Source organism: Candidatus Pelagibacter bacterium nBUS_27 (assembly GCF_051200985.1).
Lineage (GTDB): Bacteria > Pseudomonadota > Alphaproteobacteria > Pelagibacterales > Pelagibacteraceae > Pelagibacter.
The window spans coordinates 805,516-826,764 of the sequence record NZ_CP172845.1; the positions used below are offsets into that span (position 1 = coordinate 805,516).

Here is a 21,249-nt window from a genome sequence, read left to right on the forward strand (position 1 = left end):
ATGAGAAAAAATAAAATTAAGGAAATGATGAAGGCAGGTAAACCTGTCATTAATGGTTGGTTGCAAATTCCTAGCACTGTTTCAGCTGAAGTAATGGCTCATCAAGGTTGGGACTCGCTTACAATTGATATGCAACATGGTTTAGTTGATTACACTAATGCTTTACCAATGTTGCAAACTATATCAACAACAGATGTAACTCCACTTGCAAGAGTAAACTGGAATGAACCTGGTCAAATAATGAAAATACTTGATGCAGGTTGTTACGGTATCATCTGTCCAATGGTAAGTAATAAAGAAGAGGCGGAAAGATTTGTTCAAGCATGTATGTACCCTCCTCATGGTTATAGAAGTTTTGGTCCTGTAAGAGGTTTAATTTATGGTGGTTCAGATTACGCTAAACATGCAAATGATGAAATGCTTAAGTTAGCAATGATAGAGACAAAAGAATCTTTAGGTAAGCTTGATGAAATTATGTCAACACCCGGTGTTGATGGTATTTATATTGGTCCAGCAGACTTAAGTTTAGCTATTGGTGAAGAACCAGGTTTTGATAGACCAGAAAGCACAAAAGCTTATTCAGAAATTTTAAGAATTTTAGAACATGCTAAAAAAAATAATATTTTTGCAGGAATTCACAATGGTACGCCTGAGTATGCACAAAAAATGATTGATAAGGGTTTTAATTTTGTAACAATTGGTGCTGATCAAAGAGCATTAAGTGCTGGATCTAAGGCTGTAGTTGATAAAATGAAAGGTTTTTCTAAAAAAGAAGAATCTAAAGCTTATTAATTAAAATATTTATTATATCCCTTTATAAAGAATATCTCTTCTATCAATAAACCCTTCAAAAGTTTTTATTGTAATTACAGATGGTAAGATAAAGATAGACCTTTTGTCTTTTTCATTTCTTATAATTCTAAAAAATCCTTTTTTAATAGCAGTATCTATATAAACATTTGAGGTTAAGTAAGATTTTTCAATAACTTTTAATAATTCATTTTTAGTAATTGATTTATTTTTATAATAAGCAAGCATTACCATATGTAACATGATCCAATGTTGTGGAGTCAATGAGAACCAATTAAGTAATTCATTTTCCAATCTTCCTTCGAAGTCACCAAGTGACACTTCAGCTAATTTAATTCGTTTTTGAGTAATTTTTGGAATTTTTTTTTGTTCTTCAAAATGCTTAGGATACTTAAATTGTCTCTTCATTAGTCAAATGTTATCTTAAAGAAAGTTAAATTAATATTATTTTTTATTGCTTAATTCTTTATATATATTGTTAACTCTGCACACTTCTTCTGCGGTATTAAAATACCCTTCGTACTCTATTTCATCTGGTGTTACATCAAAGTGATAGTGGCCAGCAATATTTTTTTTTGTATAAGAGTGAAAATGAGTGTGTTCGCCAGACTCTCTTAAGTTAAGCGCCCCACCTGTTGGATCACCCGTCCAAAGTACGCTGTAACCTTGAAGCTCTGGTCCAACAGGTTCATAAAATTGTAAAAAATCTTTTACACACTTCATTTGTTCGGGGTCATAGTATTCATGTTTAATATCGGCATAATCAGGCTGAACATGTGATTTAATTTTTCCTTTTAATATTCTAAAAACGCCTGCTAAGGCAAGATGATCGTTGCCCTCAATTTTTAAGTTATCAGACAAAGCTTTTCTCATTGCTTGAGGTAAAGAGTCTTGTTCACCAGATCTTCCTTTTATTTTAATTTTAATAACTTTTCCTCTTACCCCATCAGTATAAAAAACGTTGCCTAAGCCACCATGTTTTCTAGCTGTATATTTTTCAGCAATACATTCTTTGTTAGCACCAACTCGAGCAATAATTGATTTTGACTCAGAGGTAATTAAATTTTCATTAATTACTAATTCACCACAATGACCTTCTAAACAAGACATGGCACCTGAGCCAGCACCTAATGCATAACTTTTTTCTGATCCAATCATTTTAGAAATTTCTTCATAATCGAATTCAGCACCAATAAATTTAGGATCGTGCATGTAAGGTTCGCCACCAACATCTATAATTTTTTGATTACCACTTATTCCCTCAGAAGGACAACCCCAATCTCTCAAATTTGGACAGTCAACTATAGATATCTCGACGGCTTTGTAATTATTAGATAATCCAACTTGCAAAGCTTCAGAGATTTTATCTAATGAATATTCTTTAAATTTTGATTTTTCTATTTTTAATTGCATTATTAATTAAGCTATAATTTATTTTGCAAGATGTCTATAGATAATATATATAATATCTATACATAAATTAATTTTAAAAAAAGATAATGATAAATAATGATTTAAAAGTTGCAGTTTTAGGCGCTGGTGCGATGGGCTGTTTGTTTGGAGGTTTGTTAGCTGAAAAAGGGCTAAATGTAATTCTAATAGATGTTTGGAAAGAGCATGTAGAGGCAATAAATAAAAACGGTCTTAAAATGGATGGTCATGGTGGGGATAGATTTATAAAAGTGAAAGCAACAACTAATCCATCAACTGTAGGTATTGTTGATGCAGTAATAGTAATGTGCAAAGCAACTGTTCTAGAGCCAGCTCTCAACAGTATTAAAAATATCATTGGTGAAAAAACTGTTTTTATGTCTTTTCAAAATGGTTTTGGACATGAGGCTATTATGAAAAAAATTGTTGGAGATGAAAAAGTTTTAGGTGGAACAACAACTCAAGCATCAAATATATTGGGACCTGGACATATAATGAACCACGCGGCTTTACCATCCTGGATAGGAGAATACGAGGGCGGTATGAGTGAAAGAGTTAAAGAGGTAGCTGATACCTTCACGGCATATAATTTAGAGACAATTGCGGCAGATGATGTAAAGAAAAGAAAATGGATGAAACTTTTTGCATTAACTGCAATTGGTCCTTTATCTGCAATTTTTGATCTACATCACACAGATTTATATATTAATAATAGTGCAAATGATGTTTCAAGATCTCTTGGTAAAGAAATCATATTAGAGACAAGACAAGTAGCTTTAGCAGATGGTGTTGAGGTATCTGAGGATGAGTGTCTATTTATGTTTAATAAAATTGTAGACTCCAATCAAACAAATAAATCATCTATGGCTTTTGATGTTCAATATAAAAGAAAAACTGAAATTGACTTTATAAGCGGTGTGGTTTCAAGTCTTGGAAAAAAACATGGAATAAAAACTCCTTTAAACGATTTAATGTACAAAATGATAAAAGTTAAGGAGGGAATGTATAGCTAAATGCTAAATATTGAGAAATTAAAAAAAATTAAAAGTAATTTTCCAGTTTTAGTAGGTAGAAACGTCATCCCAAAAAGTATTTGCAAAACATTAATTAAAGAAATCAGTAACTCCAAATCTTTTGATGACATGATCATGGGTGGGAGAAGTCGAATAAACAAAGGGTCTAAAAATTTTAATAATTATATTAAAAAATCAAAAACCTCAGAAAAACTCTTTAAAGTTTTCAATGGTAAATCTTTCTATAAAAAAATTGAAAGTATATTTAAAAAAAACTTTAAAGATGGCTCTTGGGCAAATTCAAATCTTCCAAAAATTTTTAATCAAAAAAAGTTTACTATTAAAAAAAAATTAAACTCAAGTGAACTTCAAAAAATGCTTGGGAATAATTACTCTAATCCAAAAGTAAATTTAGATATTGATTTTTCTGTTTCAAAAGGTGGATACAGATTAAGACCACATCGAGATGACATAACAAGATTATATAATTTTTTAATTTACTTAACAGATATTCCAAAAAAGAACGGTGGATCACTTACTATTTATAAAAAAAAGGCAAAAAAGAATCTAAGAAAAAGCTTCAGGAGATTTCCTAAAATTAGTGAACTTAAAATTGTGAAGGAGTTTACACCTAAGCAAGGAACAGCTGTTTTTTTTCAATCAACTCCCAACTCTTATCATGGCGTAAAAAGATTTATTGAAAAAAATTGTTCTAAAAGGTTTTTTATTTATGGAAGTTACGCCCTGAATAAGCCAGTAATTTGGAAATTTAATAATATTCCTTATTATCCTCACATAATTCAAAATAAAAAAAAAATGCTTACATCTTTTCATGATGCAAATTATCTTACCATCCCAACTACAAATTAATATAAGTTTAAAAAATGAAATCATTGACTAAAAAAAAATTTGAAGAACAGGGATACTCAATAGTAAAAAATGTTTTAAATTTTGATAATGATCTAAAACCCATCTTAAATGATATGGAATATGTAATGGATAGACTGATTCATAAATTCTCTCCTAAAAGAAAAATATCAAAAGCTTTAAAATTTAAATTTGAAAAAAAATATAAGTTTGTATCTTCTCTTAATATTTTTGATCTAGATCAGTATTTCAATACACGACTACCTAGAGACCATGTTAAAAAAGATAGCGAATACTTTGCAAGCCATTCTCTTTGGAATTTAATTAAACATAAAAAAATACTTAAAGTTGTTGAAAAAATACTTGGACCAGAAATACTTTCTAACCCAGTTCAAAACACAAGGATAAAACAACCAGAAAAAACATTACCTAAAAAATCAATTAATGATGGTTTAAGCGGAAGGACGCCTTGGCATCAAGATGCAGCTGTACTATCCACTAAAGGTCAAAAAAAAACTGAACTTTTAACAGTATGGATACCTTTTACAAAAACAACTAAGAGAAATGGCTGTATGATCACTATTCCTGGAATAAATAAATTAGGATTATTAAATCATCACTCTGGCTACAGAGGACAAGTTGAAATAAAAGACTCAAAATTACTTAATTCAAAAAAAGTAGCTTACTTAGAAGCTAATGTGGGAGATATAGTTTTGCTACACCGACACTCTGCACATTGCTCCATTCCTAATAAATCTAATAATTTTAGAATAAGTGCTGATCTCAGATATAATAAAGCAGGTCAAACCTCTGGTCGAGAGCCATTACCAAGTTTTTATGTAAAAAGTAAAAATAAAAAAAATATTACTATTTCAAATTTTAAACAATGGCTTGCTCTATGGGAAAAAGCTAAAGAAAAATGTATACCTAGAAAATATGCCTTTAAATATCCTTTACCTACATTCAAAAATAAAAAAAGAGATCTATCTAGGTTAATTAATTTTTAAATAAATAATTTTATAAAATATATATTTGTGTATAAGAGCTTATGAAAAAAATTTTAGTTATACAGCCTATTCATGAAGCTGGAATTGAATTGCTTAAAAATAATACAAATTACGAATTTGAAATTGTTGAAAATGTAGATCCTGAATTTCTCAAATCTAAAATTAAAGACTGTGATGGAGTATCAATAAGAACAGCAAAATTGACTGGGGATGTTATTGAAGCAGCAAATAATTTAAAGATTATTTCTAGACACGGTGTTGGTTACGATAATATTGATTTAGAAGCTTCTAAAAAAAATAACTTAACTCTTGCCATTACAGCAACCGCAAATGCGGTAGCTGTAGCTGAACATGTAATGTTTATGCTCCTTAATATTTCTAAAAGAAAAACTATGTATGATGACACTGTTAAGGAAGGAAAATTTAATGATAGAAACAAATTGCCCAAAACTGTTGAACTTTGGGGTAAAAATATACTAATTGCTGGTTTTGGTAGAATTGGTCAATCTTTAATAAAACGATGTCTAGGGTTTGAGATGAAAGTTTTTGTCTATGATCCTTTTGTTTCTAAAGATGTTATTGAAAATTTAGGTGGTATCAAGGTTGATAGTATGGAAGATGCCTGCAAAACTATGGATGCTGTATCTCTTCATATTCCGTTAAATGATAGAACTAAGAATATAATCAATTATGATTTACTAAAAACAATGAAAAATAATTGTATTATTATTAACGCGGCTAGAGGTGGTATTGTAAATGAAGTTGATCTGAATAAAGCTTTGAATGAAGGTTTAATTTTTGGAGCTGGTTTAGATGTTTTTGAAACTGAGCCACCAGAACCCAATAATCCATTATTAAAAAACGATAAAGTTTTTCTAAGTCCACACACAGCAGCTTTTACTGAAGAATGCATGACAAGAATGGGTAAAGAGACAATACAAAATATTATTGATTTTTTTGATGAAAAGTTAGAAAAATCTAAAATTGTAAAATTGTAAAAAAATTAGTTTTGAAAAACTTCTAAGTTACTTTTTTTAAGAGTTTCTGTTAAATATTTATAGCCGATCTTTGCATATTCAAAAGGATTTGCTTTTGAAGGATCTTGTTCCGCTTCTACCACTAACCAACCTGAGTAATTTTTTTCTTTCAATACATCGAACAAAGGCTTGTAATCAATACATCCATCACCTGGAACTGTAAATGCACCCTCTAAAAATGCCCCTCTAAAACTTAAATCTTCTTTCAAAGATTTTTCTAAAACATTTTTTCTAATATCTTTACAATGCATATGAATTAATCTTTCACTAAAATCATTTAATATTTTTAACGATTCTCCTTTAGCAAATAACATGTGACCAGTGTCTAATGTAAGTTTTACACTATCATGCGTGTTTTCAAGCAATCTCACTGTATCCTCTTCAGTCTCTATTACAGTGCCCATATGATGATGGTAAGCAAGTGGCATCCCTTCATCTTCAAGATATTTTCCCATTTCTGAAATTTTTTCATAGTATTTTTTAGACTCTTCAAGATCCATTTGAGGTCTTGTAGATAATTTTCTATTTGGATCTCCTTGGATTGAATCGGAAACTTCAGCAAAAACCATACAAGGTGAATTGCAATCTTTAAAAAGTTTTAACTGATCTTGAATTAAATTTTTTTCTTCATTTACATTATTTGTTCTTAAATTAGCTCCATACCAACCTGAGCAAAGATTTAGGTTAAATTTATTAAGTTTGGGAATTAATTCTTCTGATTTTTTCGGAAATTTACCACCAGACTCAATTCCAATAAATCCTGCCTGACTAGCTTCAGACAAACATTGTTCTAAAGAAGTGTCACCTCCCAATTCAGGCATATCATCATTACTCCATGCAATTGGTGCTATTCCTAATTTAATTGACATATAAAATTATTAAAAATTAAATGCATTTCTAAATTATGATCTTTTGTGCATCAAGAAAATTATCTTTATAATTGATATTTAATTCATCTTGAAAAATTGTTTCTTGATTTCAATCTTTAATTCTGTTGTAAATTCTTATGATTAACTTTTCTTTAATGGGAGCAGGACGGATTGGAAAAATGCATGCAAAATTTATAGCATTACATCCAAAAGCAAAATTAAAATATGTATATGATGTTAATTCTCAGTTTGCCGAAGAAATAGCAAAATCAACAGAGTGTTTAATAGCATCTTCACCAGAAGAAGCTATAAAGGCTGACGATATAGATGCAGTTCTAATAGCATCGGCTACTCCAACTCATACTCAATTTATTACAATGGCAGCGAAAGCTGGAAAAGCAATTTTTTGTGAAAAGCCAATTGATTTAGATATCAATAAAGTAAATGAGTGTATGGAAAATATTAAGGGAACAAACGTTCCTATTCAAATTGGTTTTAATAGAAGATTTGATGCCAGTCATGCAAAGGCGCAACAGGCAAAAGTAAAAAAAGAAATTGGTGAATTGGAAATGGTTGTTATTACAAGTAGAGATCCTGAGCCACCAGGAATTGATTATTTAAAAGCTGCAGGAGGATTTTTTAGAGATACTACTATCCATGATTTTGATTTAACTAGATTTATATTAGGGGATGATCCTGTAGTTCAAATATCTGCATTTGGAGATGCTTTATTTGATAAAAATGTGCAACAAGAAAAAGATCTGGATACTGCTATGTTTATTTTAAAGTCAAAAAATGGAGTTTTAATTCATATAAATAATTCTAGAAGAGCTGTATATGGGTATGATCAAAGAGTAGAGGTTTTTGGTAGTAAAGGTATGGTAATTTCAAACAATCAAACCCCTACATCCATACAAAGATATACAAATACATCTACTGATGAAAAAGAACCTATACATTTCTTTTTTATTGAAAGATACGAGCAAGCTTACAGAGATCAATTTAATGAGTTTGTAAAATGTGTTGAAGATAAAACAAAACCATTAGTTGGATTTGAAGATGGCAGAAACGCTTTGATAATAGCTAATGCAGCATATGAGTCGTTTGAAAGTGGTAAAGTAATTGATATAAAATTCTAATATGTCCAATAAATATATATCTGAACAATCTAACCAATTTGAAAATAAAATAATAATTGTAACAGGAAGTACTCAAGGAAGTGGAGCTGAGACTGCAAAATTACTAGCAAGCAGAGGTGCTAAGGGAATAACTATTTGTGGAAGAAATAGTGATAAAGGAAATAAAGTAAAATCTGAAATAGAAAGTATGGGTGCAGAATGCCTATATGTTCAAGCAGATTTAGAAAAACTTGCAGACTGTAAAAAAATAGTTTCTGAAACTGATAAAAAATTTAACACAGTGGACTCTTTTATAAATGTTGCAGCTTTTACAGAAAGAGGAACGATCTTAAGCACAACAGAAGAAAATTATGATAAAAATTTTAATGTAAATGTAAAAGCTCCCCTTTTTATGATGCAAGACGTTATAAAAATAATGATTAGAGATAAAAAGAAAGGAACTATTGCCCATATTTTATCAATGGCTGGATACAGTGGTATGCCTTTCTTAACTGCTTACAGTTCTTCTAAAGCAGCATTAGCAATAATGATTAAAAATGTTGCAAATTCAGTTTCCGGACATCAAATAAGAGTAAACGGAGTAAATTTGGGATGGACAGACACACCAGCAGAAACCGTAATTCAAAAAAAATTTCACAACGCAGATGATGATTGGCTAAAAAAAGCTGAAGCCAAAGTTCCTTTTAAAAGATTAAACAAACCTTTGGATGTTGCAAAGATCTTAGCTTTCTTATGTTCAGAAGAGTCAGGAATTATGACCGGAAGCATTGTTGATTTTGATCAAACTGTTGCAGGATGGCATTCATATTCAGCGTATGACACCAAAATATTAGATGATAGTATTTTAGGTGAGTGAGCCTAATTTAAATTAAATAATGAAAAAAAATAAAATTAAAGATACTGGTTTAGAGGTTACAGAATTGAGTTTTGGAACATCCTCTTTGGGGAGTATGCCAGATACTTATGGTTATGAAGTACCAGAACTAAGAGCTCAAGAAACGCTAAAAAGATTTTTTCAAGGGCCAGCTAATATGCTTGATACGTCAAGAAATTACGCAATGGGTGAAAGTGAAAAAAGAATTGGAAAAGCAATTAAAGAAAATGGAGGATGGCCTAAAGGTTTTCTTTTATCTACAAAACTAGACAGAAATATGGACACCTTAGTTCTCGATAAAAATAGAGTTAGAGAATCGTTAGAAGAAAGTTTAAAAACGTTAAATGTAGACTCTGTTGATATTTTATTTTTACATGATCCAGAATATGCAAAAGACATTACTGATATTACAAAAAAAGACGGAGCAATGGATGAGTTATTTAAAATTAAAGATGAAGGTCTTGCTAAAGCAGCAGGTGTTGCAATGGGTAAAGTAGATATTATGTTTCCTTTGCTAAAAGATTGGGATTTTGACGTGATAATTAATCATAACAGATATACCCTAATAAATAGAGAGGCTAATGCAATGTATGATTATGCTTCTGGTAAAAATATTGCAATTTTTAATGCTGCTCCATACGCAGGAGGAGTTTTAGCAAAAGGTCCTGATAACTTTAAAAAAGTAACCTATCAGGATGCTACGGAAGAGAAATTAGCCCCTGCTCGTGAGTTTGAAAAAGTTTGCAAAAAACATAATGTGGAATTAGGAGCAGCTGCACTTCAGTTTTCTTTAAGAGATAACAGAATTACCTCAACGATATGTGGTGTAACTAGTGTTGAAAGCATAGAAAAAAATTTGGCTTGGGCAAATGCTGAAATTTCTGGTGAATTTTGGGATGAAATATCAAAACTACCATTTTCTACTAATGACCCAGAGTCTGAAAGAGTTTTCACATCAGGATAATTTAAAAGATTACAAATAAACTATACATAAAGTTGAGTTTAAAGAAATGGTACGACTTAACAGTTAAAAAATACATTAATTTAAAGTTAAAAAATGCTGTGGATATATATCTATTGCAATGACTCTGTTTTTCTATTTTAATTAGTCAAATTAAAAGGAGGTCTTAATGGCTAAGTTTTATATACTAGGAAGATATACGGATAAAGGTCTTGGAGGCTTTGTAAGTAATCCAGACACAGATCGAAAAGCTGCTACTACAGCTTTAGCTGAAGCAGGTGGTGCAAAACTTACTGGCTATGCTGGTTTAAGAGGCAAGTATGATTTCATGGTAGAAGTCGAAGGTACTTTTGATCAAGCAGCTGCATCAGGAATGGTTGCGGTTTCAAGTGGGGCTGTAACTGACTTTACTGTATTAGAGTCTATTGACTTGAATGGTATTGCAAAAATTGCAAACAAAATGGTTGGTGGCTACAAAGAACCAGGTAAATAATTACAAAAAAACTCTTCCTCTATTTTTTTAGAGGAGGAGTTAAATATCTCTATAACAGTAATAATCTCTTTAGATTATATAATTTTTTTTTCTTAAAGAATTTTACTCATATTATATAAAATCATATATAATATTATTATTGTATATGAATATTCTTAAGGATAGCTTTGGTAGAAGATTTCCATACATTAGATTGTCAATTACAGATGTGTGCAATTTTAAATGTGGATACTGTTTACCTAATGGATATAAAATTGATAAAAGTGATAATAGAACTTTCATCAATACTGATGAAATTGGTAGATTAGCAAAAGCACTGTCACAACTTGGTGTATCAAAAATTAGACTTACTGGTGGTGAGCCAACAGTCAGAAAAGATTTTTTTGAAATAGTTAAAATTTTAAAAAAAAATTCAGGGATCAAAAAAACTGTAATAACTACCAATGGTTATAGGTTAGACAAAATTGCAAATGATATAAAAAATAGTGGTTTAGATGGAATTAATATCAGTATTGATAGTTTAAATGCTGATACTTTTAAAAAGATTACTGGTCATGATAGATTGGAAGAAATTCTTAAAGGTGTCAAAAAACTAAAAAATTTAGATTTCAAAAATATTAAAATTAACGCTGTTTTACTAAAAGGAGTAAATGATTCTGATAAAGATTTTAATGATTGGGCTGAATTTATAAAAAATAATGAAATTGATTTTAGATATATAGAGTTAATGCAAACAGGAGATAACCTTGACTATTTCAATAGATATCATGTTCCAGCAAAAAAATTTATTGATTATTTAAACAATAATAATTGGGTTATCCAAACATTTGGTAAAGATGCGGGACCATCAAAAAATTATTTAAATCCGAAGTTTAAAGGTAAATTTGGTGTTATCGCTCCATACTCAGAAGATTTTTGTAAAAGTTGTAATAGGTTAAGAATAACTGCAAAAGGTGATTTAAGATTATGTTTGTTTGGTAACACTGGAATAAATATTAGACATTTAATGCAAAAAGATAGTCAATTAGAAGAGTTAAAAGATTTGATTTTAAAACAGCTTAACTTTAAGAAAGAATCTCATTATTTAGAGATCGGTGAAACTGGTTTAACAAAGAATTTATCAACTACTGGTGGTTAATATGAAGAATTTAAAAGTAATAAAAAATAATGAGTTAAAAGATTGGGCAGAAGAAATTTTCAAAAAAAATTCTTTTAACATGGTTGATGTTTCAGCCAAAAAAGAAACGCACAGAAGAGCTTTAGCCTCTGGCAAAATTTTTGTTGGTAAAGAAGTATTTGATCTAATTAAAAATAAAGAAATGCCTAAAGGAGATCCTGTAGCTTTAGCAGAAGTTTCTGCAGTTTTAGGAGTTAAAAAAACTAGTGAATTAATTCCTTTATGTCATCCACTACCAATCGACCATACAGCTACTAAAATTATTATGCACGATAAAGATAACACACTTGAAGTGTTTTGTGTTGTTTCCGCATATGCAAAAACAGGTGTAGAAATGGAAGCAATTATGGGAGTAAATGCTGCTTTAATAACTATTTACGATTTAAGTAAAATTGTTAATCCTCATTTAAAAATTCATGATGTTAAGCTATTAATCAAAGAAGGTGGAAAAAGTGGTTTGTGGAAAAATCCAGAAGGGCTACCTAATTTTTTAAAAGAAATATTTTAATTAAAATATTAATGAAGGTACAGATTGAGCTATTTGGGGCAAGTCGAGACTTTAGTGATAAAAATTTTCTAGAATTCGAAATAAAAAAAAATTCAACAATTAAAGATATTAAAAATAAAATAATAGAGTATTTAGATAAAAATTTTATAGGTAATGAAAATTTTAAAAAGATTGTAAATTCATCTGCATTTTGTTCTAAAAGTAACAATATTGTCAGCGACAATTATAAAATAACAAGTAATGAAAAAATTGCTATTATACCCCCTATTGGAGGAGGTTAATGCTTCATACAAAAGTAATAAATATAAAAGAAAAAAAACTTTCAATTTTAGAAGCTGAAAATTTTATTTCATCTTCTCAATTTGGAGCTTCAATCTTTTTCTCTGGAACTGTAAGAAATCAAAACGATAATAAAAGTGTAGTAGGAATAACTTATGACAGTCATGACGCTCTTGTTATAAAAAGTTTTGAAGAAATTTACAATGAAGCTGATCAAAAGTTAAACATTAAAGATAAAGCAGTATTTATTGAGCATGCAAAAGGTTATTTGAACCTTGGAGAAATTAGCATTATCATTGCAATTGCATGTAAGCATCGTGATGAAGCGTATGTTTTGTCTAGATATGTCATTGAAGAAATTAAGAAGAGATCTCCAATTTGGAAAAAAGAACATTATACAAATAATGAAAGCGAATGGTTGAAAGGTAATCCAATAGTTCATGAAAAAAATTAAATATTCAGAAATTACACCAGAAAAAATTTATAATAACAGGAGATCCTTTATTAAATCGATTAGTATAGGGGCTGGTTCTATTGCAATGACTTCTCTTCCCTTTACTGGAGATGCTTTATCGGAAGAAAAAAATAAAAATACAAGTTACAAAGATATTACCACATATAATAATTATTATGAGTTTGGCACTTCTAAAAGTGATCCCTACATAAATTCCCAGAATTTTAAAACAAAACCTTGGACTATTAATATTGAAGGTGAAATTGAAAATCCTATCAACATTTCAATGGAAGAAATTTCAGAAATGTTTGTATCAGAGGAGAGAATATATCGTCTTCGATGTGTAGAAGGATGGTCGATGGTAATTCCTTGGATGGGTTTTTCTTTAAGTAAGTTATTATCTAAAGTAACCCTAACTTCTAAAGCTAAATATGTTGAATTTGAAAGTGTTTATGACCCAGATCAAATGAAAGGTCAAAGATATCCAGTTTTAAATTGGCCTTATAAAGAAGGATTAAGAATTGATGAAGCATTGCACCCATTAACAACTGTAGTAACAGGTTTGTATAATAAAAAACTTCCAAATCAGAATGGGGCACCTTTGAGAATATTTGTCCCTTGGAAATATGGATTTAAAAGTGCGAAAGCTATTGTTAAAATTAAATTAGTAGAAAAAATGCCAACTTCTTCATGGATGTGGGCATCACCCAGAGAGTATGGTTTTTATTCAAATGTTAATCCCAATGTTAATCATCCAAGATGGTCACAAGCTACAGAAAGAATTATAGGAAATGATATTTTTGCACCTAGAGTAAAAACTTTAATGTTCAATGGTTATGAGGAAGAAGTGGCTAGTTTATATACTGGTATGGATTTAAAGAAATTTTTTTAATGAAAAGATTTTTAAAACCAAGTGTTTTTATTTTAAGCCTTTTTCCATTTTTAATAATTACTTATAAAATTTTTTTTAATCAACTAGGGCCAGAACCTGTAAAAGAGATAACTCATCATACTGGTGAGTGGACGTTAATATTTATTATTTTAACATTAGCGATGACACCTTTTAAAAAAATTACAAAATTAAATGTCTGGATATCTTTAAGACGTATGCTTGGATTGTTTGTTTTTTTTTATGCTACAATTCACATGTTAACATACGTGGTTATTGATTATCGTTTAGATTTACAAAGTATTTCAAAAGATATTTTTACAAAAAGATTTATCTTTGTTGGATTTGCAGCATGGCTCTTATTGACACCTCTTGCTTTAACTTCCTCAAAAAAAGCAATGATGTTATTAAAAGATAAATGGAAAAAAATTCATCGATTGATTTATATTATTGCAATATTAGGGGTGGTTCACTTTATTTGGTTGGTTAAAAAAGATTTAACAGAACCACTAATTTATATGGCAATAATATTAATACTTTTACTATTTAGATTTAAATTCAAAAAAGTTTAATAATTAATTTATATTTGTGTTTTCTGGAATACAGATCTCTGATCTAGTTAAAAATCTTCTTCCAGTTCCGTTGTCTAAAGAAAACATTCCACCCATTCCCTTAATACAATCAATAATTAAATCTGTATTTTTCCATGCCTCATGTTGAGTTTCACTAATGTAAAAGGGAATATCTCCAATTTTACCAACTAAAACATCATCGTCACTTACTTGGAATTCTTTGGCAGGATAACACATTGGAGCACTACCATCACAACAACCACCTGATTGATGGAATAATAAATCTTTACCATGAGTTTTTTTTAAATCTTCTATTAACTCAAGTGCTGTAGTTGTGGCTGAAACTTTCATTTTTATGTGGCCCGCATTTATTACGGGCCAATATAATATATCTGTTAAAAGAAGCCTAATTTTTTTTCACTGTAAGACACGTGTAAATTCTTAACTTGTCTATAGTGATTAAGCATCATTTTATGGGTCTCTCTACCGATTCCAGATTGTTTGTAACCTCCAAAGGCAGCGTGAGCTGGATAAGCATGGTAACAGTTTGTCCAAACTCTACCAGCTTGGATTCCTCTTCCCATTCTATAAGCAACATTTCCATTTCTAGTCCAAACACCTGCTCCTAAACCATAAAGAGTATCATTAGCAATTTCTAATGCATGTGCTTCATCTTTAAATTTAGTGACAGATACAACTGGTCCAAAAATTTCTTCTTGGAAAACTCTCATAGAGTTGTCACCTTCGAAAATAGTAGGCTGAATGTAATTTCCTTTTTCCAAACCACTATTTAAGTTGGCAACTTCACCTCCACAAAGAACTTTAGCCCCCTCTTTCTTACCTAGATCAAGATAAGATTTTATTTTTTCCATCTGTTCTAATGATACTTGAGCTCCAATCATAGTTTCCATTTTTAGAGGATTGTCTTGAGTTACAGCTTTTGTTCTAGCAACAGCTCTTTCCATAAATTTATCATAGATAGACTCTTGAACCAACACCCTACTTGGACAAGTACAAACTTCACCCTGGTTAAGAGTAAACATTGCAAAACCTTCCATACACTTATCAAAGAAATCATCATCTTGATCCATAACGTCTTCAAAGAAAATATTTGGAGATTTTCCACCTAATTCTAAAGTGATTGGAATTAAGTTTTGTGATGCGTATTGCATAATCAAACGTCCAGTTGTTGTTTCACCAGTAAAAGCTATTTTTCTTATTCTTTTTGATGAAGCTAATGGTTTACCTGCTTCCAAACCAAAACCACTCACAACATTAACTACTCCTGGAGGTAACAAATCACCAATAAGTTCCATTAAAAGTAAAATAGATGCTGGTGTTTGTTCAGCTGGTTTTAGAACTACACAATTTCCTGCAGCTAACGCAGGTGCAAGTTTCCATGTTGCCATTAGTAAAGGAAAATTCCAAGGAATAATTTGTCCAACAACACCAAGTGGTTCAGGTATATGGTAGGAATATTCACTGTTACTTATTTCAGAAACAGAACCTTCTTCAGCTCTTATCACTCCTGCAAAATATCTCCAGTGATCTACAACTAACGGTAAATCAGCAGCCATACATTCTCTAATTGGCTTACCATTATCTAAACACTCTGCGGTAGCTAATAGTTCTAAATTTTTTTCAATAACATCAGCTATCTTAAGTAATATATTTGATCTTTCAGTTATTGATGTAATTCCCCAAGTAGGAAATGCAGCATGTGCTGCATCTAATGCTGATTCAACATCTTTAGAATCAGATCTTGGAACTGAACATATAACCTCATTATTAATTGGGCTTACATTGTCAAAATATTTACCTGATTTAGGCTCAACAAACTTACCACCAATAAAATTTCCATATTTTTCTTTATAAGGAAACTTTACTTTTAAGTGAGATGTATCCAGTAAAGGAGACTTCCCAGCTTGAACTGTTTCTGTACTCATTATTTTTACCTCTCTATTTTTTTTATTTTTGATCTTATTTTTTTTTGTAGATATTTTAGAACGTTTCTTGGTCGCAGACGTTTTTGTAGCAACTTTTTTTTTTGTTTTGATTTTTTTTCTGGAAACTTTGACTTGTTTAGCCTTTTTTTTCTTAGTTTTTGAGTTTGCTATTTTTTTTTTCTTAATAGCCATAAGAATAGTTAACTAAGGTTTTGTATCAAAGTCTATTTATAATATATTTTATATTCTACTTTTGATTGCATCTAATACTACATCTTGTGCTCATAAAATAACTGACTAATACTAAGTTTATGAATGATAATAAAAAAATAGAAATTCAATCAGCAACATTTGAAAGATTGTTAAAACATTTGGATGAAAGAAAAGATGTTCAAAATATTGATTTAATGAATTTAGCTAACTTTTGTAGAAATTGTTTGTCTAGATGGTACAGAGAAGAAGCTGAAAAAAAAGGTGAAACTATATCTGATCCAGATGCAAGAGAACATGTTTATGGAATGCCTTATTCAGAGTGGAAAGAAAAATATCAAAAATAATTATTTTTCTTTCAGTCTTGGAAATAACTCAACAAAATTACAAGGTTTATGATTAATATCTAATTGATGTTTTAAAATTCCATCCCATGCATCAGTAACACCACCAGAAGAACCTGGTAAAGCAAAAACATATTTACCATTTGCTAATACTGCGCATGCCCTAGATTGTATTGCAGAAGTTCCTACTGTTTTAAGACTTATTGTTCGAAAAACTTCTCCAAAACCAGGTATTTGTTTGTCTGCAACCTCTTCTATTGCTTCTGGGGTAATATCTCTTCCAGTAAGCCCTGTTCCTCCAGTAGTGATAACTACATCAATATCTTTTTTATTAATCCAATCTTTTAAAATTAAAACAATATCTTCTTTGTTGTCTTTACATATTTTTCTATCAATTAATTTATGGTTAGCTTCTTTAATTTTTTCTACAAGAATAGCTCCAGATTTATCATTATCAAATGTTCTGGTATCTGTTACAGTCAATAAAGCAATATTTACATTCATAAAATTTTTTAAGCATGATTATATTATCAATATTTTTTCTTATAACATCAATATTATATTCTAGTGTTGGTTTTGGAGGTGGGTCTACTTATCTGGCTTTAATGTTAATATGGGAAATTCCTTTTTACATCATTCCAATATTGGCATTATGTTGCAACATCATTGTGGTTTCGGGTAATTCAATAAATTATATAAAATCTGGTAATTTTAGTCTCAATCTTCTTTTACCCTACGTAGTGGGGTCTGTTCCTTTGGCATTTTTTGGTGCTTCATTATCAATTTCAAAAGAATTATTTGAGATATTGTTATTTATAATTTTAACTATTGCTGGAATTCTATTATTAAATAGAAGTAAATTTTTTGATAGTAATAAAATTAAGATAAATCAAATCCCAAAAAAAATATCTATTCTTATTGGTTGTGTCATAGGATTTATTTCAGGAATTGTAGGTATCGGTGGCGGTATCTTTTTAAGTCCAATACTTTTTTTAATAAAAGCTGGTTATCCAAAACAAATTGCTACAACTGCATCCTTATTTATTTTAATCAATTCTATTTTTGGAGTGGCTGGACAATTAACAAAAGATATTGTTTTAAATCAATTCTTAAATTTCTGGCCTCTTTTCTTGGTAGTCTTTATGGGTGGTCAAATTGGTAATTTTTTAAATATTAAGTTTTTATCGAATAAAACCTTGTCCTTAATTACATCTTTATTGGTCATATTTGTGGCTATAAGGATGGGTTTAAAGCTATTACCATAATCTTGATTTAATTAACATTTACTATATCTAAACATTCAATGAAAAATATTAAACCTTTTGGGCCAACAATTGGAAGAACAAGAATTTCGAATAAATTTTTTAAATGTTTAAATAATGAGTTTAATGAAAAATCTAAATCAAAAAAAATTGACTATAGTTCTAAATTAGCAAGCCAAATTAAAAAAGAATTAAAAATTTCAGAAAAATTTGTCAAAAAAAATCTAGAAAAAGAATTAAAGAACCATATTACAAAATTTTTAAATAATGAAAAAATTAAGAATATAAAAGAAATTAAGATCTTAAATTTATGGGTTGTTCGACAATTTAAAGGTGAATACAACCCTATTCATTACCATGAAGGAGATTTATCAGGTGTGGGCTACTTAACAATACCTAAAGATATGACTAACAATAAAATGGTAAAGAATAAAAAGATTAAAACAAATGGAACTATAGATTTCATAAATGGACAAAAAGGTTTTTTAAGCAAGAGTATATATAATGTGGTACCAAAACTTAAAGAACTTATCATTTTTCCAAATTATTTACTTCATACTGCTTATCCTTTTAATATTAATGGTGAACGTAGATCGTTTTCTTTTAACGCTAAAATTATATTAAAAAAATAATATACAGATACAAATATAATTAGTATAAATAATTTGCCGATTTGATCTTATTGCGGGCATAAACTGCTAAAAAGAATAATTCCCACAAAATCAATAAGCGAGGTAGTTAAACTATATTGTACACCTAGCATAAAGCTGAAGTACTAAAAAAGTAAGGACTAAAGTGGATTTAAATTTTTTCAAAAAAACAAGGGTGCTAGATGGTGGAATGGGCCAAGAACTTCTAGCAAGAGGCATGAAACCTAACGGAACATTATGGAGTGCTAACGCTATATTAGATGAAAATTACCATCAACTCTTATCTGATACACATAGGGATTTTATAAAAGCTGGTGCTGAAGTAATAGTCACAACAACTTTTACAACAAGACGAAAAAGATTAAGAGATAACAATGTTGAGGAAAAATTTGAATACTTAAATAAAAAAGCTGGTCAAATCGCACATGATGTTAAAAAAGAATTTCCAAATATTCTTGTAGCAGGTGGAATACCTCCTCAAAATTTAACTTACGAGGCAGATGAAAGAAGTGAAGAAGAGATTATTAAAAACTTTAATGAACAGGCAAAATTATTAAATCCTTATGTGGATTTTTTTTATTTTGATGTATGGAGTAGCATTAAAGAATTTAAGTGTGGAATAGAGGCAATTAAAGAATTTAATAAACCTTATCTCATTGGTATTCATATATCTGAAGGTACAAATTTACCGAGTGGCGAAAATATTTCAGATATTAAAAATATTATTGACGAACAATTACTTGGTATTATGCTTTCATGTGTGTCACCTGAAAACTATGAGGCTAATCTTGAGGAGCTAAAAAGTTTAAATGTTCCTTTTGGCTTTAAGATAAATGGGTTTATAACTACTAAACCCAAAAATGGTTACACCTCAACTTTCTCAAAATCTAATGGTAATCCAAATGAATTCTTAGGACAAAGAAAAGATCTTACACCTAAAAAAATTGGAGAAATTGTTAAAAAATTTAAAGATAACGGTGCAACGATATTAGGAGGGTGCTGCGAAACTAGGCCAGCACACATAAACGCAATTGCTGCAGTTAAATAGTTTTTTTATTATCAGCTTTTTTAACAAAATAGATACCAATACAGACAGCTATTAGAGATATTAAAACCTTAATCGTTATTAATTCTTTCAAGAATATATATCCTAGTATAGTGCCAAATATTGGTATTAGATACGATACTTGTGATTGAAAAATTAAACCATTGTTTTTTAAAATTCTGAATCTTAATAACCAAGCAACGCCTGTTGGCACTATACCAAGATATATAACTGATATTAATGAGTCAGTTCGTGGAATTGATTGCCAAGGTTGCTCTATAAAACTCATTAATGGTAATAAAATTATAATTGCCCAAATTAAAATTGACCCTGTTACATTTTCATTTTTTTTCTTACTTATCTTTAAAGTTAAAACACCACCAACAACATAACAAGTTGAACCGAGCAATATTAGTAATGCTGAGTTGAAATTATTTTCATCAATTAAGATATTATCAGAAAATAAAAATACGATTCCTGAAAATCCAATTAAAATTCCAAATGTTTTTACCAAATTGAACTTTTCATTCTTAGTAAAAAAATGTCCAAGAACAGTAGAGCTTAATGGTGTAGTAGACATTAATATCGCTGCTAAATTACTTTGAACAGACTTTACCCCATATGCTATTAAAAAAAATGGCGCTACTAAGTTGATAAATCCAATCATAGCAAACCAATGCCAGTCCTTTGAAAATGCTTCTATTTTTATATTTTTGTAATAACAAAGAAGTAAAACTGGAATTGCTCCAAAAAAAACTCTTAAAAAAGCAATTGTCACGGGTCCAAATGAATATGTTGCAATCTTAATATTAAAAAAAGCTGAAGCCCAAATTAAAGCTAATGTTGTTAATAAGATGTAATCTATTAATTTTGGTTGTCTCATTCTGTTATCTCTTTTATTTCACCGGTAGTTAAAATTTTTAATTGACTAAAATCTATTCTAAAGACACAATTTGGGTGCCCAGCTGCAGCGAAAACCGTTTTAAATCTATTTAAATTACTATCAATAAAAATTTTTACTTTATTTAGGTGCCCAACAGGTGAAACTCCTCCAATTGTATAGCCAGTAATTTTTTTAACATCATTTGGATGGGCCATGGACACATCTTTTTCATCTAAAATTTTTTTAAGTTTATTTAAAGAACATCTTTTATCGCCTGATACCAAACAAAGTACAAAGTCATTACCTGAATTAAATAGTAAACTTTTAACAATTGCCCCAACATTGCAACCTAAAGCTGTAGCCGCATCCTTTGCTGTTCTTGCTGTTTGCTCTAAACAAATAATTTTGAGATTTGGATCAAAATCTTTAATAGTTTTTCCAGCTCTTTTGACTGGTTCTTTTTTTAATAAAGGGTTCACTGTAAATAATTATTTAATAATATTGCATAAATACACCACTTATGTGAAAA

General features: G+C 29.7%; 27 protein-coding genes and 1 riboswitch. Of the genes, 19 read left to right on the forward strand and 8 right to left on the reverse strand.

The window, feature by feature from the left end:
• Window positions 1–792 carry an HpcH/HpaI aldolase family protein gene (locus tag ACIJYG_RS04415; protein WP_435087527.1) on the forward strand — a complete coding sequence of 264 codons (792 nt, stop codon included), beginning with the start codon at window positions 1–3 and terminating at the stop codon, window positions 790–792.
• Between the two features lie 12 nt (window positions 793–804).
• Here the strand turns inward: ACIJYG_RS04415 and ACIJYG_RS04420 are convergent, their stop codons facing one another.
• Together ACIJYG_RS04420 and ACIJYG_RS04425 are read right to left on the reverse strand one after the other, a co-directional pair.
• The gene (locus tag ACIJYG_RS04420) at window positions 805–1,218 is read right to left on the reverse strand and encodes a MarR family transcriptional regulator (protein WP_023648238.1); all 414 of its coding nucleotides are present in this window, start codon (window positions 1,216–1,218) and stop codon (window positions 805–807) included.
• 36 nt (window positions 1,219–1,254) lie between these two features.
• Window positions 1,255–2,223, reverse strand: coding sequence for a DUF1907 domain-containing protein (locus tag ACIJYG_RS04425; protein WP_435095544.1), 969 nt, complete (start codon window positions 2,221–2,223; stop codon window positions 1,255–1,257).
• 86 nt (window positions 2,224–2,309) lie between these two features.
• Here ACIJYG_RS04425 and ACIJYG_RS04430 point away from each other — a divergent pair, with 86 nt between their 5' ends.
• From ACIJYG_RS04430 to ACIJYG_RS04445, 4 genes are read left to right on the forward strand one after another with little or no spacing between them, the layout of a single operon-like run.
• Window positions 2,310–3,254: a ketopantoate reductase family protein gene (locus tag ACIJYG_RS04430; protein WP_435095547.1), complete on the forward strand. Its 945-nt coding sequence runs from the start codon at window positions 2,310–2,312 to the stop codon at window positions 3,252–3,254.
• A complete protein-coding gene (locus ACIJYG_RS04435; RefSeq protein WP_435095550.1) occupies window positions 3,255–4,124 on the forward strand; it encodes a 2OG-Fe(II) oxygenase in 870 nt (289 codons plus the stop codon).
• A 14-nt stretch (window positions 4,125–4,138) separates the two neighbouring features.
• Window positions 4,139–5,128 carry a phytanoyl-CoA dioxygenase family protein gene (locus ACIJYG_RS04440; protein WP_435095553.1) on the forward strand — a complete coding sequence of 330 codons (990 nt, stop codon included), beginning with the start codon at window positions 4,139–4,141 and terminating at the stop codon, window positions 5,126–5,128.
• 41 nt (window positions 5,129–5,169) lie between these two features.
• Complete coding sequence (locus ACIJYG_RS04445) at window positions 5,170–6,126, forward strand: hydroxyacid dehydrogenase (protein ID WP_435095556.1); 957 nt, start codon at window positions 5,170–5,172, stop codon at window positions 6,124–6,126.
• A gap of 5 nt (window positions 6,127–6,131) precedes the next feature.
• Here ACIJYG_RS04445 and iolE read toward each other — a convergent pair whose 3' ends face one another.
• A complete protein-coding gene (iolE, locus tag ACIJYG_RS04450) occupies window positions 6,132–7,034 on the reverse strand; it encodes a myo-inosose-2 dehydratase (protein WP_435087538.1) in 903 nt (300 codons plus the stop codon).
• Window positions 7,035–7,171: 137 nt separating this feature from the next.
• On the opposite strand from iolE, the gene iolG reads away from it, so the two are divergent.
• From iolG to ACIJYG_RS04500, 10 genes are all read left to right on the forward strand, one after another.
• Complete coding sequence (iolG, locus tag ACIJYG_RS04455; RefSeq protein ID WP_435095559.1) at window positions 7,172–8,173, forward strand: inositol 2-dehydrogenase; 1,002 nt, start codon at window positions 7,172–7,174, stop codon at window positions 8,171–8,173.
• A gap of 1 nt (window position 8,174) precedes the next feature.
• The gene (locus ACIJYG_RS04460) at window positions 8,175–9,029 is read left to right on the forward strand and encodes an SDR family oxidoreductase (protein ID WP_435095562.1); all 855 of its coding nucleotides are present in this window, start codon (window positions 8,175–8,177) and stop codon (window positions 9,027–9,029) included.
• 19 nt (window positions 9,030–9,048) lie between these two features.
• Entirely contained in the window at window positions 9,049–10,011 is a 963-nt protein-coding gene (locus ACIJYG_RS04465) for an aldo/keto reductase (RefSeq protein WP_435095565.1), read from the forward strand.
• 166 nt (window positions 10,012–10,177) lie between these two features.
• Complete coding sequence (locus ACIJYG_RS04470) at window positions 10,178–10,501, forward strand: GYD domain-containing protein (RefSeq protein WP_271490833.1); 324 nt, start codon at window positions 10,178–10,180, stop codon at window positions 10,499–10,501.
• Between the two features lie 145 nt (window positions 10,502–10,646).
• On the forward strand, window positions 10,647–11,639 hold the full coding sequence (gene moaA / locus ACIJYG_RS04475) for a GTP 3',8-cyclase MoaA (protein ID WP_435095568.1): 993 nt from the start codon (window positions 10,647–10,649) through the stop codon (window positions 11,637–11,639).
• Between the two features lies 1 nt (window position 11,640).
• The gene (gene moaC, locus ACIJYG_RS04480) at window positions 11,641–12,186 is read left to right on the forward strand and encodes a cyclic pyranopterin monophosphate synthase MoaC (RefSeq protein WP_435095571.1); all 546 of its coding nucleotides are present in this window, start codon (window positions 11,641–11,643) and stop codon (window positions 12,184–12,186) included.
• 11 nt (window positions 12,187–12,197) lie between these two features.
• Window positions 12,198–12,467, forward strand: a complete 270-nt coding sequence (locus tag ACIJYG_RS04485) for a MoaD/ThiS family protein (RefSeq protein WP_435095574.1) — start codon at window positions 12,198–12,200, stop codon at window positions 12,465–12,467.
• On the forward strand, window positions 12,467–12,919 hold the full coding sequence (locus ACIJYG_RS04490; protein WP_435095577.1) for a molybdopterin synthase catalytic subunit: 453 nt from the start codon (window positions 12,467–12,469) through the stop codon (window positions 12,917–12,919). The genes ACIJYG_RS04485 and ACIJYG_RS04490 overlap by 1 nt, the downstream gene beginning before the upstream one ends.
• Window positions 12,906–13,811: a protein-methionine-sulfoxide reductase catalytic subunit MsrP gene (gene msrP / locus ACIJYG_RS04495; RefSeq protein ID WP_435095580.1), complete on the forward strand. Its 906-nt coding sequence runs from the start codon at window positions 12,906–12,908 to the stop codon at window positions 13,809–13,811. The genes ACIJYG_RS04490 and msrP overlap by 14 nt, the downstream gene beginning before the upstream one ends.
• Window positions 13,811–14,380, forward strand: coding sequence for a sulfite oxidase heme-binding subunit YedZ (locus ACIJYG_RS04500; protein WP_435087555.1), 570 nt, complete (start codon window positions 13,811–13,813; stop codon window positions 14,378–14,380). The genes msrP and ACIJYG_RS04500 overlap by 1 nt, the downstream gene beginning before the upstream one ends.
• Window positions 14,381–14,383: 3 nt before the next feature.
• Here ACIJYG_RS04500 and ACIJYG_RS04505 read toward each other — a convergent pair whose 3' ends face one another.
• On the reverse strand, window positions 14,384–14,731 hold the full coding sequence (locus ACIJYG_RS04505) for a DUF779 domain-containing protein (protein WP_435095583.1): 348 nt from the start codon (window positions 14,729–14,731) through the stop codon (window positions 14,384–14,386).
• A 44-nt stretch (window positions 14,732–14,775) separates the two neighbouring features.
• Entirely contained in the window at window positions 14,776–16,326 is a 1,551-nt protein-coding gene (locus tag ACIJYG_RS04510) for an aldehyde dehydrogenase family protein (RefSeq protein WP_435091264.1), read from the reverse strand.
• 311 nt (window positions 16,327–16,637) lie between these two features.
• On the opposite strand from ACIJYG_RS04510, the gene ACIJYG_RS04515 reads away from it, so the two are divergent.
• Entirely contained in the window at window positions 16,638–16,883 is a 246-nt protein-coding gene (locus tag ACIJYG_RS04515) for a DUF1244 domain-containing protein (RefSeq protein ID WP_435087558.1), read from the forward strand.
• On the opposite strand, the gene moaB is transcribed toward ACIJYG_RS04515, so the two are convergent.
• Entirely contained in the window at window positions 16,884–17,384 is a 501-nt protein-coding gene (gene moaB / locus ACIJYG_RS04520) for a molybdenum cofactor biosynthesis protein B (RefSeq protein ID WP_435095586.1), read from the reverse strand. It abuts the gene before it with no gap.
• A 14-nt stretch (window positions 17,385–17,398) separates the two neighbouring features.
• Between moaB and ACIJYG_RS04525 the strand changes: the two genes are divergently transcribed.
• From ACIJYG_RS04525 to ACIJYG_RS04535, 3 genes are all read left to right on the forward strand, one after another.
• Complete coding sequence (locus ACIJYG_RS04525) at window positions 17,399–18,145, forward strand: sulfite exporter TauE/SafE family protein (RefSeq protein ID WP_435087562.1); 747 nt, start codon at window positions 17,399–17,401, stop codon at window positions 18,143–18,145.
• Window positions 18,146–18,183: 38 nt separating this feature from the next.
• Window positions 18,184–18,774, forward strand: a complete 591-nt coding sequence (locus ACIJYG_RS04530) for a putative 2OG-Fe(II) oxygenase (RefSeq protein ID WP_435095589.1) — start codon at window positions 18,184–18,186, stop codon at window positions 18,772–18,774.
• Window positions 18,775–18,865: 91 nt separating this feature from the next.
• Window positions 18,866–18,929: riboswitch (SAM riboswitch) on the forward strand.
• Between the two features lie 8 nt (window positions 18,930–18,937).
• Complete coding sequence (locus tag ACIJYG_RS04535) at window positions 18,938–19,840, forward strand: homocysteine S-methyltransferase family protein (protein WP_435095592.1); 903 nt, start codon at window positions 18,938–18,940, stop codon at window positions 19,838–19,840.
• Here the strand turns inward: ACIJYG_RS04535 and ACIJYG_RS04540 are convergent.
• Both ACIJYG_RS04540 and ACIJYG_RS04545 read right to left on the reverse strand, forming a co-directional pair.
• Window positions 19,833–20,720, reverse strand: a complete 888-nt coding sequence (locus ACIJYG_RS04540) for a DMT family transporter (RefSeq protein WP_435095595.1) — start codon at window positions 20,718–20,720, stop codon at window positions 19,833–19,835. The two genes, ACIJYG_RS04535 and ACIJYG_RS04540, sit on opposite strands and share 8 nt — an antisense overlap.
• Entirely contained in the window at window positions 20,717–21,199 is a 483-nt protein-coding gene (locus ACIJYG_RS04545) for a YbaK/EbsC family protein (protein ID WP_435087568.1), read from the reverse strand. Before ACIJYG_RS04545 ends, ACIJYG_RS04540 begins: the two co-directional genes overlap by 4 nt.
• Window positions 21,200–21,249: the final 50 nt, after the last annotated feature.